Consider the following 15,904-nt stretch of genomic DNA (forward strand, 5'->3'; position numbering starts at 1 on the left):
AGGAGAATCACCATGAAACGCACCATGCATCGCATCGCCCTCCTTGCCGCACTGCTCGTTTCCATGACGTTGCCCATCATGCTTTCAGGCTGTGCCAAATTCTCGGAAACATGGAACAGGCCCATGGGTGAACAGGGCTTCCACGCCCCGCAGGGCGAGGCCTTCCGCCAGCAGCTGGAAGCGCAGAAGTTCGACCCCGTGCCCCCCACGACCACGCCGGTCATGGGCATGAACGGCCAGCTTACCGAAAAAGCCATCAAATCCTATCAGGATCCGCGCCCCGAGGATAAGGGGCCGTCCTTCGCGGAAGTGATCGACTCTCTCATGAAGGAAAAAAAGTAACCAAGGCATACTTGCCGGAGTCATATCATGAACGCCGTACCCATTCACTTCAGACTGCATCACACGGAAGCCGTCACTTCCTTCGCCAAACTGGTGAAGGAAGACGCGCGTTTTTCCGTGGTGCTGCCCGGCTCGGCAGAGGCTGACAAGCCCGCCGGTCTGGTCATCGTCGAGGTTGGCGGTACGCAGGATGTTCCGGTCATCGCGGTACTGGCGGCCAATCCTTCAGTTCGTGAGATATTCGTCATCGGGCCCGCCCAGAACGCCGACCTCATTCTCGGCTGCATGCGCGCCGGTGCCACCGAATATCTGCCCCTGCCGCTCAAGGTAGGCGAATTCCGCGCCGCCTTGGACCGTTTCGCCACCCGCAACACCCGCTCCGCAACAGAGCGTAACGCTGGCCAGCCTCAGCCCACCCGCCCCGGACGCATCATCCACATCCTCGGCGGCAAGCAAGGAACCGGCGTGACCACCATTGCGGTCAACCTCGGCGTGGAAGCCTCGCAGCTTGAGGACGCCCGTCCCGCAGCACTGGTGGATATGCGCCAGCCGCAGGGTGAAGTGCCCCTGTTCCTCGACGTGCACTACACCCACACCTGGGCAGCCGCCACGCACAACGCGCACAGACTGGACGACGCCTTCATGCAGAGCCTGATGGTGCGCCACGCCTCCGGTCTGGACATTCTTGCAGCTCCCGACCGCTCCGAAGACACCGGCGCCGCCGCTCCGCAGGCCGTTGCCGCCATGCTCAGCATCATGCGCTCCATGTACTCCACTGTATTCGTAGACGGCAGCCCCTTCGTAGACGAAATATCCCTCGCCGCAATGCGCGAGGCTGATGTTGTGCTGCTGGTATCGGAACTGTCCCTCCCCTGCCTCGCCAACACCCGCCGTCTGCTGGAAACCCTGGATAGCGTAGATCCCGAGGTGGCAGACAAGGTGCAACTCGTGGTCAACCGCTACACGACCAAGGCCGGGGTAACCATTGCCGAGGCCGAGGAGCTTCTGGGCCGCCCCGTGGTATGGAAAATCGACGAAGACTACATAGCTGCCGTCAACTCCATCAATATGGGCACCCCACTGCGCGATACCGCACCTAAATCGCCCTTGACCCGTAATATCGCCAAGCTGGCCGCCACGTTTTCGCGTCCTGCCACGTCAAGCAGCCCGATGAAGCCCAAGTCCGGCTTCATGGGCAAGCTCTTCCGCGCCTCCCAAGCCGAAGCTGGCACAGATGAACAGCAAACCCCCATGCACATATTGCAGGGAGCAGGAGGTTAGCCATGTCGTTGTTAGCCAGACTCAACCGCACTACCCGCAAGTCTCCTTCTGTTGACGATGCAGTACCCGCCGCAGACGCAACTCCCGTCCGTGAGCAACGTCCTGCGCAGCCAGCTCAGCCCCTCAGACTCCGCGATGAACAGAAGCAGGACAGCATCTTAATCGAACCGGAAGACGGCCACGCACTTCTTGATCTGCACGAGTTGGTGCTTGATGACGTAACCCCCGAGGCACAGGCTCCCGAAAAGCCCGATACGGCCATGGCAGCCGCGTCCCTCGCGTCATCAGCCAAGTCCGCAGCTTCCCGCACCAACGCTCCCACCACTCATCCCGTGAGCAGGACTGCCTCCATGCCGGAAGCCCGCGAAACCACCTCAAACCAGAACGCTGCCCGCGCCGGCATCCTGCCCCCCCAGTCCAGGGTGGAACCGAGATCTCCCACCACACAGGTTGCCGCGCGCCTGGCAGAGGCCAAGAGCAGGACGCAGGATCAAGCTCGTGCAGCCCAGCCCCAGCAAGCCGCACCCAAGCCTGCGCCTTCCGCACCCGTGGCCGCACCTGCGGGCAACGGCAACGAAGAGACGCACGATGAAGGCTACTACCTCATCAAGGCACAAATTCATGAACGTCTCATCGAACTGCTCGACCTTTCCGCCGTGGAATCCCTGCCCCCGGCCAAGCTGCGCGAAGAGATAAGCCGTCTGGTAGAAAAGCTGCTGCGCGAAGAATTCCGTCAGGCCCCCCTGAACGGGCGCGAACGTCGCGGCATCATCAAGGAAATTCAGGACGAAGTACTCGGCCTCGGCCCTCTGGAACCCCTGCTGCAGGACCCCACGGTTTCCGATATTCTGGTGAACAACTACCGGATGGTCTACGTGGAACGGCACGGCAAGCTGCAGAAGGTGCAGACCCGATTCAAGGATGACAACCACCTGCGCAAGATCATCGACCGCATCGTGGCCATGGTCGGCCGCCGTGTGGACGAAGCTTCGCCCATGGTGGACGCACGCCTCATGGACGGCTCACGCGTAAACGCCATCATCCCTCCGCTGGCGCTGGACGGCCCGAGCCTGTCCATACGACGTTTCTCGAAAGACCCGCTCGAACTGGCGGACCTCATCAACTTCAAAGCTCTGACTCCCGAGATCGGCAAGGTGCTGGAAGGCATCGTCAAGGCCCGCCTTAACATCATCGTTTCAGGCGGTACCGGTTCCGGTAAGACCACCATGCTGAACTGCCTTTCCCGCTTCGTGCCCCACGATGAACGTATCGTTACCATCGAGGACGCGGCGGAACTGCAGCTCAAGCAGGATCACGTGGTGCGCCTGGAAACCCGCCCCGCCAACATCGAAGGAACGGGCGAAGTGAATGCCCGCGATCTGGTCAAGAACTGTCTGCGTATGCGCCCCGACCGCATCATCGTGGGCGAAGTACGTTCCAGCGAAGTGCTGGACATGCTGCAGGCCATGAACACGGGCCATGACGGCTCCCTCACCACCATCCACGCCAACAACCCGCGAGACTGTCTGATGCGTCTTGAAACCATGGTGGCCATGTCCGGCCTGAACATCGCCAGCAATTCGCTCAAGCGCTACATATCCTCCGCCGTGGACGTGATCATTCAGGTGAACCGCCTCTCCGATGGCTCTCGTAAGCTCACGAGTCTGCAGGAAGTGACAGGCATGGAAGGCGACGCCATCACCATGCAGGAAATTTTCGCCTTCAAACAGACCGGCCTTGACGAAAACCGCAAGGTTGTCGGCAAGTTCGTCTGTTCCGGCATCCGGCCCAAGTTCTCCGAACGCCTGCTCGCGCAGGGTATCGAACTTGACCCGAGCCTCTTCGACCCCTCTCTGGGCAATGCATAACTGCCCTAAGGGATAACAAGGGAGACGCGTATGGGAACCATAGCCATCATATCCGGCATAGCCATCCTCGGCCTCTTCGTCCTGTATATCGGGATGATGAACCTGCTGTTCGCGCGCAAGCGTTCACAGAAGGAACTGGTGCGCCGTCGTATGGAACGCCTGCGCGCCGCCATGGACAAGACCGAAGACATCAGCATTGAACGTCACTACAGCATGTCTTCCGTACCGTGGCTGCACCGCTTCCTTTCCACGCAGGAATGGTCGCGCAAGTGGGAGTCCGTGCGTGAACAGGCACAGGTAGACGTCAACCTCGGCACGCTGGTGCTCATCAGCGGCGTGGGCGCTTTGGCCATGTGGTTCGTCATGCAGTTCGTCACCGACCATTTCCTCATGCGCCCCATTCCCTCCCTGCTCTTTGCCTATGCGCCTTTCGGCTGGCTGCGCCGTCGTCAGGCCAAGCGCATGGCCCACTTCCACCGCCAGTTGCCGGACGCCCTCGACCTTATCGCCCGCGCGCTCAAGGCTGGTCATGCCTTCACGCAGGGCCTGCGCATGGTGGCAGAAGAAATGCCCGACCCTATTGGCCCCGAGTTTGCCAAAACCCTTGATGAAGTGAATTTCGGCATCGCCATGGACGTGGCGCTGGCCAACCTCATCAACCGCGTTGACTGCCCCGACCTGAAGTTCTTTGTGGTTTCCGTGAACATCCAGCGTGAAACGGGCGGCAACCTTTCGGAAATCGTGGGCAACATCGCCCGCCTGGTCCGCGAACGCTTCAAGTTCAACGGCCGCGTGCGCACCCTTGCAGCGGAAGGTAAACTTACCGCCTACGTCCTCTTTGCCCTGCCCTTTGCCGTGGGTGTGGTCATTAACCTGATCAACGCCGACTACATGAGCCTTCTCTACACCACGCCCGAAGGCAAGTTCATGCTCACGAACGCACTCATCCAGATGGGCCTCGGGGCGCTGTTCCTGAAAAAGCTCATCACCATCAAGGTATAGGAGGCGCATATGAATATTGAAACATACGCACCCCTTATCGCCGCCGGACTCGCCTCCGCAGCCGTCATGCTGTTTATCTCCGCCATCATGCGTATGACCGCGGGCAGAGGCCGCGTGCGCAAGATGCAGCAGCGAATCACCAACACCCCGCAGGAAGCCACGGCTGCTTCCCGCGGCGTCTTCGGCAACGTGGTCGCCAAGGCCGCGGCCGGAGCGGACCGCATAGGCGAACACCTTTCCCCCAGCAAGAAGGAAGAGCTGGAAGAAGCCAATCTTTCCATGGTCCGTGCGGGTCTCAGCAACCCGGCACGCGCCAACCGCATTTTCTGGGGCGTGAAGGGCGGCCTCGTACTCATAGGCCTTATCGCTGCATCCTTCGTCTTCTTCGTCCTGCGCATACCCGCGCCCCCGGCGATCATGGCCCTGATGTTCATCTTCCCCATGGTGGTGGGTATGTACGTTCCCAACATCTGGCTGCATTTGCGCACCTCGGGCCGTCGCACCGCCATCACCAACGCCCTGCCCGACGCACTGGACCTGCTGGTAGTGTGCGTGGAATCCGGCATGGGACTTGATCAGGCACTGAGCCGCATCGCCCGCGAAATGAGCTTCACCAACCCCGAACTGGCAGGCGAGCTTAACACAGTCATCCTTGAGCTGCGCGCAGGCAAGACCCGCACGGACGCCCTCAAGAACCTCGCCCGCCGCGTGGGCATCGAAGACATGAACAGCCTTGTAACCCTTATCGTACAGGCGGATACCTTCGGCACCAGCATCGCCACCACCCTGCGCGTCTACTCGGACCACATGCGGACCACGCGCTACCAGCGGGCCGAAGAAATTGCCGCCAAGCTGCCGGTAAAGATGCTTTTTCCGCTCATATTCTTCATTCTGCCTGCCCTGTTCGTGGCCATCATGGGTCCTGCGGGCATCCAACTCATGCGCGTATTCCAACAACTTTAGGCATCCGCAGCAGAACGATTATCAGGAGGAACAACCATGAAGCGCATAACCACCATATCCGTCGCAGCCGCCACCATAATCGTCATGGCGCTTACGGGCTGCATGGGGTCCAAACAGGACCAGGGCTCTTCCATGTCGCTCAAGGAACGCTATCACAGCGGCAAGTCCCTTCTCGGTAACGAACGCGACCTGACCGCCGACGGAAAGGAACAGAACCTGACCAAGGATCAGGCCGATGCGCGTGAAAGCTTCATGCGCGGCCTTGCCTACGCCAATCAGGGCAGACAGGAACTGGCGCTTGAGCAGTACTCCCGTGCGGCCATGCTTGATCCGTACCTGATGCAGGCACGCTACCAGCGCGGCCTCCTTTTTCTGGAAAAGCAACTGCCCGCTCCGGCCCTTGAAGAGTTCAAGGCAGTCATGGAGCTCAGCCCGGACTTCGCTCCCGGTTATGCATCAACGGGCCGTGTATACTTCCTGAACGGTCTCTATCCCGAAGCTGAAAAATTCTTCAACAAGGCGCTGGAGATTGACCCCGAACTGCTGGATGCCTACGACCACCTTGGCGCCATCCATAATTACAACAAGGAATACGAAAAGGCGCTGGGCACCTTCCAGAAGGCGATCATGCTCAATCCCAACGCAGCCTACCTGTACAACAACCTCGGCCTCGCCTACTCCATGCTTGGTCGGGACAAGGATGCCGTTGAAGCATTCCGCAAGGCTGTCATGCAGGGTGCCCCTTCATCCAAGGCATATAACAACATGGGTCTTGCCCTGTGCCGTCTCGGCAAGTACCGCGAAGGGCTGGAAGCCTTCCGTGCCGCCAGCGGCGAAGCTGCAGGTTGGAACAACCTCGGCTACTTCTTCTTCCTCGACGGACAGTACGAACGCGCCATCAAGAGCTTTGAAAAGGCCATTGAACTGGAACCCACCTACTATGAACGCGCCGCTGAAAATCTGAAGCGCGCCCGGCTTGCCGCCCAGTTCACGGAAGGTTCCGAGGGCTCTCCGGCACGCCCCTACACGCAGGACGACCTGTTCGCACCGCGTCCGCCTGCAGTTCCCTCCAACACCTATCCAATGAAGCCTCCGCAGGTCATACCCACAAATGAGCCTGCATCAGCACCTGCCGCCAAGAAACACACCCTGACTAAGGCTGAACCGTCCAAGCCCAGCACTTCTGCCGCGCAACCGGCCAAGGCCGTGGCAACCGGACCCAAAACGCCGGAACCTGCACAGCCCCGCGCCAGCAAATCATATGCGCTGCACGTAAGCTCCTTCCGTTCACGCGCAGCAGCCGAATCGCACGCTGCAGAACTGCACCAACGCAACATGGATGCCCGCGTAGTCAGCGTACTCATCCCTGACAAGGGAGAGTGGCACCGTGTGCTCGTGAATTCCTTTACCTCTGTGGATGAAGCAAAGGCCGGACTGCTTGCCCTGCAGGCAACCCACCCCGAACTTACCGACATCCGCGTGGTGAATGCCGGTTTCTTCACCGATACCGCACAGGCTTCAGCCAACACTGCTGAAGAAACCGCTCCCTCAACCAATGATACGGCAAATGCGCTGCCCGAAGCTGCCATTTCAGGACAGGCGCACGCCATTCAGAATGACATGAAGTCCGATACCGAATCCGACGCCACTGCAGACGGGGCCTCCGCCCCTGCCGGTCCTGCCACCGACCAGATGCAAGCCGCGGACCACACGCCTGACTCCCAAGGAGGCGTAGAGTCCCTGCGCGTTCCCGCAGCTCTTATGCTTCAGCCTTAAAGGAGAGATGCCCCTGATGAAACGATTCCGCACCTCTGAACACGGTATGGCCGCTGTGGAAATAGCCCTGCTCCTGCCTGTGCTGGCCATAATCCTCTATGTACTGGTGGAAGGGGCCAACACCCTGCACGACTATTCAACCATCTCGGAGGCAAGCCGCTCTGCCGCACGGCAGGTGGTCATATCCGGAGATACTTCTGTTGCCACATCCGTCGTGAACTCGCTGGTCACGGAACTGCCCATTGACGCACTCACCACCACGACGGTGCTGGGCGACAACGGCAAGTCCGTCTGCGTCGAAGTCCGCTACGCTTACCGCTCGTTCTTCAACGCAAACAGCAACGAAAACGGCCCGCTTCCCTCCTTCTACACCCTTACGGCACGGACAACGATGCCCATCCCCTAAGCGAGGATTTCGACCATGAAAGGACTGCACACCATACTGCAGCGATTCTATTGCGACGAGCACGGGGGAACGGCGGCCATTCTTGCGGTACTCATACCGGTCATACTCGGTGTTTCCGCACTGGCGCTTGACTCCGCCCTGCTGTTCACGTCCCATTCCCGACTCCAGGCGGCAACAGATGCTGCCGCTCTGGCCGGAAGCCTTGAACTGCCCTACGACCCGAACATGACGCTGGGCAAGGTTTCCGCTGCAGCCACTGACTACCTTAACCGCAACTACGCCGAATCGGAGGTGGTCTCCATTGCCCCCGGCCCTCTTTCCCGTTCGGTACAGGTCAACACGCAGGCGACTGTTCCCCTGCTGCTTATGCCCGTACTCGGCATCAAGGACCGCCTCATCAAGGCAACGGCAACGGCCGGGTTCAACAAGCTTGAAGTGGTGTTCGTCATCGACAACTCCGGTTCCATGAAGGGCACGCCCATCAACGAAACCAACGCCGCAGCCAGCAAGCTGGTCGACCTGATCATGCCTGACGGCCTGAAGACCTCCGTGAAGGCAGGCCTTGTTCCCTTCCGCGGCAAGGTGCACGTTCCCGTGAATGTGGACGGCATCGAAGATGGATGCCGCAATGCGGACGGCACCCTCAGCCCCGACCTGAACGCGGAATACTACAAGACCCAGTATCGTTACCCCAGCGACTCCAGACTGCGCGTCAGCATGGACACCTGCGATGTCATTCCCCGTACGCAGGGACTCACCAACGACAAGACCGTCATCCTTTCCGCCATTGCCAAACAGAATGCACTGGGCAGCGGTTCCGGTACGGTCATCTCTGAAGGGCTCAAGTGGGGACGCCACGTGCTGACCAAGGAAGCCCCGTATACCGAAGCTTCCGACGATCCGGAAATGCGCAAGATCCTCATCCTGCTCACGGACGGTGATACGGAAGACGGCAAGTGCGGCGGTAGCTATGCCACCAGCTACACTCCCAACAACTACTGGACCAACGCCTTCTACGGCATGCTGGACATGAATTCCCACTGTGAAAACGGCGGCAAGCTCAACCAGTATGCCCTTGAGGAAGCGGCTGCGGCCAAGGCGGCTGGCGTCGAAATCTTCACCATCCGCTTCGGGGTTTCGGACACCGTTGACGTGGACATCATGAAGGCCATCGCCTCTTCATCGCCCGGCACCACGGACCATTACTTCGACGCACCGTCGGCATACGACCTTGACGATGTGTTCATGCGCATCGGACGCCAGCTCGGCTGGCGGCTTCTCAACTGATTGGAGGTAGCGTCATGAAAAGCATACACGCCGATACTGATACCGGATACAGCCTCAACCCGTTGCGGCATGCCCGCCGCCTGCTGCGCGGCGACAGGGGAATAAGCACCACGGAATTCGCACTGGCTCTACCCGTTCTGCTGCTCCTTGTCTTCGGCCTCATTGAAACGGGCTATCTGTTCTTCGCATCCGCCTCCATGGACAAGGCGGCGCAGGCCGGAGCCCGCGTCGCAGTGACCGGAGCGGGAGCAGACGACGGCACCCGCGTAGAACTTATCAAAAACAAAATAATGACCACGCTGGACGCCTTTTCCGGCAAGGGAACCATTTCGGTAGAAGTGAAGAGCTTCCCGCAGTCGGCTCCCGGCAACATCACCACGGGGGCCGGTGGCCCCTGTGACATCGTGGAAGTTAACGTGGAGTATGTCTACGCCTCGCTCACCCCCATCGTCGGGCCCATTTTCGGCCCATCGATCACGGTGCACGGGACAGACAGGATGGTCAACGAACCGTGGCGGGTATGCGAATAATTCTGTAACCGGTTGTCCCCGAAGGCATGAGTTGCTACTATGAGTCAGGCATGTGAACTTTGCGATCTCCTCCCACGTCAATCGGGCATGCAGACCGCTCGCTCCTCCGTCATGCGGACCATAATGCGTACGACTACGGAGAAGCGGGAACAGTACTACGCCCCCAAGGACTACGCCATGGCTACCCGCTTCAGCCTGCTTGTGGTTTCCGATTCGGAAGAACTTGCCCGCACACTCTCCGGCCTGCTCTCCGGCGCGGGATATGATCCCGCGTACACACTGGTGGACACCCCTGTGGAACTCAGCATGGCTCTTGCGGAAGAGCCGTGGGACGTAGTGGTCACAGCCGCGGATTGCCCCGGCCTGCCGTGGGAGGACGTGCTCGCCTTGGCCCGCGCCACACGTAACACCATGTCTGTGGTCCTCATGGTGCCCGACGCGGCCCCCGAGCTTGCCCGCGAAGCCATTGCCGCAGGCGTGGACGATGTGCTTGCGCCCGAGGACTGGCGCACGGCGGCCGCCTTTTCCCGCATCCTCCGCGAGGGGGTGCGCCGCAAAGAACTGGCCCGTCTGTGGGACAAGCTGCGAGGAGAAGAACGCAAATACCGCGGAATGATAGACAACTCGGTGCTCGGCATATTCCAATGCCGCCCCTGGGGCGAAATCATCAGCGCCAACCCTTCCTTTGCCCGCATCTTCGGCTACGGAGATGCCACCGACATGATGCGCGAATACGCGCGCAACAAGACCCGTCTGGACATCCTGCCGGAAGACCGGGAGCGCATGCTGGCGCAGATACAGACCAGCCGCCTCGTCTCCGGCTTCGAAACGCAGGCCTTCCGCAAGGACGGCTCCACCTTCTGGGTTTCCGTGAACGCCCGCCCCGTACTCGGGGAATCGGGCGAGATTGCCGCCATCGAAGGTACCGTGGAAGACATCACGGACCGCAAGTCAATGGAATTGCTGATCATCCGTGCAAAACAGGAGTGGGAAAAGACGTTCGACAATGTACCGGACATCATTGCGATTCTTGATCACGACCTGCGTCTGCGACGCGCCAACCGTGCCCTTGCCGAACGCCTTGGCGTGCATCCGCGCGATATCATCGGAAGACCCTGCCACGAGGTTCTGAACCTCCCGGAAGTATGCTCCTTCAACACTTCAGACGAGGAGGACGGTGATACCCGCCAGTCTGAAGAACTCTTTATCCCCGCCCTCAACGGCACCTTCCTTGTCACCTTCTCGCCCTTCTTCCTCAACGGAGACGAGCATAGCAATGCCGCGGGCACAGTCATGGTCGCCCATGAGATCTCGCGCCGCAAGCAACTGGAAGGCCAGCTGCGCCAGAGCCACAAAATGGAAGCCATAGGCACCCTTGCAGGCGGCATTGCCCACGACTTCAACAACATCCTCGGCGTAATGATGGGGTACACGGAAATGAGTCTCGACGAGGTGGAGCGCGACACCCGCCTGCACCGACGCCTTGGCGAGGTGCTTACGGCCGGCCGCCGTGCCCGCGACCTTGTGCACCAGATTCTCACTTTCAGCAGACAGGAAGAGCTTGACCTGCAACCCCTGCAGTTATCCGGCGTGGTGAAGGAGACAGTGAAGCTCATGCGCGCCTCGTTGCCTTCCAACATCCGCATCCACACAGAGATAGAGGACTCGGGCGGCACCATCTATGCCAACCTGAGCCAGATGCAGCAGGTGCTGATGAACTTGTGTACCAACGCCGCCCATGCCATGCGCGACAAGGGAGGCGTCATGGAGGTGCAGCTTGTACGCAGGCATCTGGAAGCGCCCACCGCAGAAGGATTTCCCAACCTTCCTGCAGGCGAATACATGCAGCTTTCCGTCACTGATACGGGCTATGGCATTTCCCCGGAAATCATGGAAAACATCTTCGACCCCTTCTTCACCACCAAAAAGCCGAATGAAGGGACGGGAATGGGCCTTGCACTCGTGCACGGCATCGTCAACGCTCATAACGGCGGCATCAGTGTGCGAAGTATTCTGGAAGAAGGCACCCGCTTTGATATCCTGATCCCCGTAGCGGATGCTGTCCCTATCAGAGAAAGCAAGGCCCCAGTGCACACCCTTACCGGACGAGGGCGAGCCCTCATCGTGGACGACGAGGCCCCCCTTGCCGAAGTGGTGGGAGAAATGGTGCAGCGTCTGGGATACGAGCCGGATGTCTTCTCTGACAGCGGCAACGCCCTGCAACACTTTCTTACCACCCCAGACGACTTCAGCCTGCTCATCACAGACCAGACCATGCCCGGGCTGACAGGCGGCGAGCTGGCAAGAATCGTTCTCAAGCACCGTCCGGACATGCCTGTCATTCTCTGTACCGGGTACAGCGAGCAGCTCTCGCCTGAAGAGGCAAAATCCCTTGGCATCCGTCAATATCTGCTCAAACCCGTGCTGCGCGAGGATCTGGCTAAAGCCCTTGCCTCCATTGCCGGAGTTGCCGAACAGTCCTGATTCCGGCTTGACTTTGGGCCTTCTTATTAGTATTGATACCCAATAAGAAAAGGAGACCAAACCATGCAGGATAAAATTCTCAAGGTTCTTAAAGATACAGACCAGCCCCTCCGCCCCGGTGAGATTGCAGCGACCCTTGGTGTAGACAGTAAAGAACTGAGCAAGCCTCTCAAAGAACTCAAGGAAGCTGGAAAAATCCACTCCCCGAAGCGTTGCTATTACGCAGCAACATAGCGAAAACACACAACTTATTACACAAGACATTTCACCTTACAAAAGCCCGTTGTTCGCAGCGGGCTTTTATCATTGTATCACCCCGATTTTTTTTGTGTTATAGCACTCTAAAGCTATTTCCAAATCGATCGAAAGTGTTACCTTAAAAAGAGGATTACACACACCATCCTGAGGGGGTGCCCATGAAACGTTCAGTCATCATTCAATTACTGCTCTTCGTAGTTCTTGGCCTGCTGGTCCAAGGGGGGTTCTTTTACTCCTATGTGTCATACGACCTGATGAAGTTCTCCAATAATCAGGCAGAAAAGACACGTACCAACGTGTACAACGAAGAACAATATTCCCTACGGGACATGGTACAGATGGCTCACAGCGTCGTTGAAGAATACCACGCCCGTTCTCAGGACGTAGAAGCCCTCAAGGAACTCAAGGCCAAAGAACTCCGCATTGTCATCGACGGCCTTGAAAGTCAGATCAAGGCCTTCATAAAGGCCAATGACTACCTCCCCCGTGAAGATGTAGAAGCGGGGATAAAGGAACTCGTGCGCACCATGCGTTTCAGCGATGGAAACTACGTATGGATCAATGACATGCATCCGACCATGATCATGCATCCCATCGCCAGCCAGCTGGACGGCAAGGACCTTTCCGAAAACAAAGATCCCAAGGGCAAGCGCCTGTTCATGGAAATGGTCAAGGTCTGCAAGGCCAACGGTGAAGGCATGGTGGACTACATGTGGGCAAAGCCCGGCGAAACCGAAGCCAAGCCCAAGGTTTCCTATGTCCGGCTCATCCCTGAACTCGGCTGGATCATCGGAACCGGTGCGTGGATAGAAGACATCTCCACCGTCCTCCAGAAACAGGCCCTTGATCAGATCAGCAAGATCCGCGTCTCCAACGGCAACTACTTCTGGATCCACAACACCGAGAACATGATGGTGATGCACCCCATCAACCCCAAGCTTGACGGGACTTCCGTTGCCGGCATCAAGGACACCAAGGGCAAATCCCTGTTCGTTGAGATGACGGACGTTGCCACGCGGGACGGTGAGGGCACGGTATCCTACTACTGGGCCAAGCCCGGCAAGCAGGGCGCCTTTCCCAAGCTCTCTTTCGTGAAACTTTTCGAACCCTGGGGCTGGGTCATCGGCATGGGCGTATACATGGATGAAGTGGATGCCCAGATTCTGCAGGAACAGGAGGCGTTCTCCGACTCCATCTTCGGCGTCATGAACCGCACCCTGCTCTTTGGCAGCATTATCGTGCTCGGCGTGGTTGCCGCTCTGGTGCTCTTCATCCGCAGCACTCTGCGTACTCCCATGAACAAGCTTGTGCAGTATGCTGACGACGTTGCCTCCGGCAGGCTAGATGCAAGCATCGACGGCAAATTCAAGGGGGAAATCCTCAAACTCAAGGAAGCCATCCACGCCATGGTGCAAAGCCTGAAGGCCAAGATGGGTGAAGCAGAGCAAAAGAGCCGCGAAGCCGCTGAAGAAGCCGAACGCGCCAAGCTGGCGACTGCAGAAGCGGAAGAAGCCCGCAAAAAGGCAGAAACCGCGAAGCAGGAAGGCATGTTGTCTGCCGCGAACATTCTGGATGAAATTGTCAGCTCCATCTCTGCGGCCTCCGAAGAGCTTTCCGCGCAGGCCATAGAGATCAACCAGAGTTCCGATAACCAACGCGGCCGCATCAGCGAAACCGCTACCGCCATGGAAGAAATGAATGCGACCATTCTTGAAGTCGCGGGCAGTTCCGGCAGCGCCGCGGAAAACGCCGATTCCACCCGCAACCATGCCGAACACGGCGAAGACACGGTCCAGAAGTCCGTAAAGGCAATCGAGCACGTGCAGCAACTGGCCGGAGAACTGAAGGAAAACATGGGCCATCTGGCACAGCGGGCCGAGTCCATCGGTCAGATCATGACCGTGATCACGGACATTGCCGACCAGACCAACCTTCTCGCCCTGAACGCAGCCATTGAGGCCGCCCGCGCGGGCGAAGCCGGACGCGGATTCGCCGTCGTGGCTGACGAGGTACGCAAGCTGGCCGAAAAGACCATGCAAGCCACCAAGGAAGTAGGCGATGCCATTCATGCCATCCAGCAGGCAGCCGCCCAGAACAACGAGAGCGTGGATACTGCGGCAGAAGCCATCGACCAGGCGACAGGCCTCGTGGTTGCCTCCGGCGAGGCGCTTGCCGAGATTGTCCGTCTGTCCGAGACCTCCGCAGACCAGATCCGCGGCATAGCCACGGCCGCGGAAGAGCAATCCGCAGCCAGCGAAGAGATCACGCAGACCCTTGAAGAGGTGAACTCTCTCTCCGCCCAGATAGCGGAAGGCATTGCACAGAGCACACTGGCCCAGCAGGAACTGGCCTCGCAGTCCGCCCGGTTGAAGGAACTGATCGACAAGATCAAGATGGAAAACAAGTTGTAAAGCGATGCCCCCCCTGCAGGGCAAAAAGCAGCAGAAAAAAGCACGAACAATAAAAGGCCGCACGGAGTACCGTGCGGCCTTCCTTGTTACTACAGATTCGGCTCGGCAAGCCTCACTTCCCAACTCTCCCGCCTGCCCCTGTTGCCCCGTGTACCCATGGGCATGAAAAAGGCCGCTTGCTTGGCGGCCTGTTGTTTACAGAGGATATCGTTACTGAAGGGACTGGTTAGAGTATGGGCCAGCGCACCGAGCGAAGCAAGTTATTCAACCACAACGGCATCGGCCTGCAGAGCGGGCGGGATAATCAAACCGGCTTTCTCAGCTTCAGACCGGCTGAACATGAACACACCTTCCTCCACGGCCAGGGGAACACCAATATTCCGCTCTCCGGCAAGAAGCTTCTTGGCAATTTCTCCGGCAGCCCTGCCCTGATACTCGCCTAAATGTACCAATCCGGCAGGCAACTTGCCCTTCCCTATACTGAAATCCCAGAGTCCCATACAAGGAACAGGGGCGTTTTTCACCGTCCACTCAAGAACACTTTCTCCCTTGGTGCACAGTCCCCTCGCGTCCTTGAGCCGTTGCAGAAGACCCACAAAAAGCAGATCATACCCATTTTTCTTGGCGGAACGCACGATTTCCATCCATTCCGCGACGGTGGAAACCTGCCGCACGTCCGCCCTGACATCGCATATATGCTTGGAAGTGCCGTCATGGAACGCATTGGCGACAACGAGGTTGGACGTCTCGCTGGAATCAAAGAGGAACAGAACCCTCTTTATGGCGAACGGGCTAATCTTACGGGCAATATTAACGGAAGCGAACAACAGGGGGCGCTCAATTATGCCGGCCACATGGGGATAACCGTACAACCCGTATTCACGGGGATTGTTGTTCACCCCGAGAAAAACGATGGGAACGCCGGTGCCCAGAAGCTTCGGCGCCAGAAAACGGTTGGCGTTGTCATCCGCAAGCACAACAAGATCAGGCCGGTACTCCTGAAACAAGGCAAATGCCTCTTCTGCCTTGTCCGCAAAGAACTCTTCGGGGATACGTTTGGTATCCATTTCAAACGTACGTATCTCATGCTCGGGAGAAAGCACTCCGTATAGACCACGCAAGTAGCTCTGATCCCAGCTGAATTCATTATGATAGCTCTCTATCACGAGCACCTTACCGGCCCACGCCTGTTGCGCAAAAACCAGCAAGACCGCAATGTAGCATAAGCACCAGATACGACGCATACCTTTCTCCTGACGAGGGATAGTACCATGATACCCCTACGGAGTAGCAAAT

General features: G+C 58.6%; 13 protein-coding genes. 12 read left to right on the forward strand and 1 reads right to left on the reverse strand.

The window, feature by feature from the left end:
- Positions 1-12: 12 nt before the first annotated feature.
- The 12 genes from N1030_RS09720 to N1030_RS09775 all read left to right on the forward strand — a co-directional run bounded on the left by N1030_RS09720 (position 13) and on the right by N1030_RS09775 (position 14,608).
- Complete coding sequence (locus N1030_RS09720) at positions 13-342, forward strand: hypothetical protein (protein WP_265825284.1); 330 nt, start codon at positions 13-15, stop codon at positions 340-342.
- 27 nt (positions 343-369) lie between these two features.
- On the forward strand, positions 370-1,623 hold the full coding sequence (locus tag N1030_RS09725; protein ID WP_265825285.1) for a CpaE/TadZ family protein: 1,254 nt from the start codon (positions 370-372) through the stop codon (positions 1,621-1,623).
- A gap of 2 nt (positions 1,624-1,625) precedes the next feature.
- Positions 1,626-3,491 (forward strand): TadA family conjugal transfer-associated ATPase, encoded by a 1,866-nt coding sequence (locus N1030_RS09730; protein WP_338033297.1) that lies wholly within the window; start codon positions 1,626-1,628, stop codon positions 3,489-3,491.
- A 30-nt stretch (positions 3,492-3,521) separates the two neighbouring features.
- Positions 3,522-4,493 carry a type II secretion system F family protein gene (locus N1030_RS09735; protein WP_265825286.1) on the forward strand — a complete coding sequence of 324 codons (972 nt, stop codon included), beginning with the start codon at positions 3,522-3,524 and terminating at the stop codon, positions 4,491-4,493.
- Positions 4,494-4,502: 9 nt separating this feature from the next.
- Positions 4,503-5,456 (forward strand): type II secretion system F family protein, encoded by a 954-nt coding sequence (locus tag N1030_RS09740; protein ID WP_265825287.1) that lies wholly within the window; start codon positions 4,503-4,505, stop codon positions 5,454-5,456.
- Between the two features lie 36 nt (positions 5,457-5,492).
- A complete protein-coding gene (locus N1030_RS09745) occupies positions 5,493-7,232 on the forward strand; it encodes a tetratricopeptide repeat protein (protein ID WP_265825288.1) in 1,740 nt (579 codons plus the stop codon).
- A gap of 16 nt (positions 7,233-7,248) precedes the next feature.
- Positions 7,249-7,638 carry a TadE/TadG family type IV pilus assembly protein gene (locus N1030_RS09750; RefSeq protein ID WP_265825289.1) on the forward strand — a complete coding sequence of 130 codons (390 nt, stop codon included), beginning with the start codon at positions 7,249-7,251 and terminating at the stop codon, positions 7,636-7,638.
- A 15-nt stretch (positions 7,639-7,653) separates the two neighbouring features.
- Complete coding sequence (locus N1030_RS09755; RefSeq protein ID WP_265825290.1) at positions 7,654-8,925, forward strand: vWA domain-containing protein; 1,272 nt, start codon at positions 7,654-7,656, stop codon at positions 8,923-8,925.
- A gap of 14 nt (positions 8,926-8,939) precedes the next feature.
- A complete protein-coding gene (locus tag N1030_RS09760) occupies positions 8,940-9,455 on the forward strand; it encodes a TadE/TadG family type IV pilus assembly protein (RefSeq protein ID WP_265825291.1) in 516 nt (171 codons plus the stop codon).
- 123 nt (positions 9,456-9,578) lie between these two features.
- Complete coding sequence (locus N1030_RS09765; RefSeq protein WP_265825292.1) at positions 9,579-11,939, forward strand: PAS domain S-box protein; 2,361 nt, start codon at positions 9,579-9,581, stop codon at positions 11,937-11,939.
- A 63-nt stretch (positions 11,940-12,002) separates the two neighbouring features.
- The gene (locus N1030_RS09770; RefSeq protein WP_265825293.1) at positions 12,003-12,173 is read left to right on the forward strand and encodes a helix-turn-helix domain-containing protein; all 171 of its coding nucleotides are present in this window, start codon (positions 12,003-12,005) and stop codon (positions 12,171-12,173) included.
- Positions 12,174-12,355: 182 nt separating this feature from the next.
- The gene (locus tag N1030_RS09775) at positions 12,356-14,608 is read left to right on the forward strand and encodes a methyl-accepting chemotaxis protein (RefSeq protein ID WP_265825294.1); all 2,253 of its coding nucleotides are present in this window, start codon (positions 12,356-12,358) and stop codon (positions 14,606-14,608) included.
- A 260-nt stretch (positions 14,609-14,868) separates the two neighbouring features.
- Here the strand turns inward: N1030_RS09775 and N1030_RS09780 are convergent, their stop codons facing one another.
- Positions 14,869-15,852: an ABC transporter substrate-binding protein gene (locus tag N1030_RS09780; protein WP_265825295.1), complete on the reverse strand. Its 984-nt coding sequence runs from the start codon at positions 15,850-15,852 to the stop codon at positions 14,869-14,871.
- Positions 15,853-15,904: the final 52 nt, after the last annotated feature.

The organism is Desulfovibrio mangrovi (assembly GCF_026230175.1).
Classification (GTDB): Bacteria; Desulfobacterota; Desulfovibrionia; order Desulfovibrionales; family Desulfovibrionaceae; genus Halodesulfovibrio; species Halodesulfovibrio mangrovi.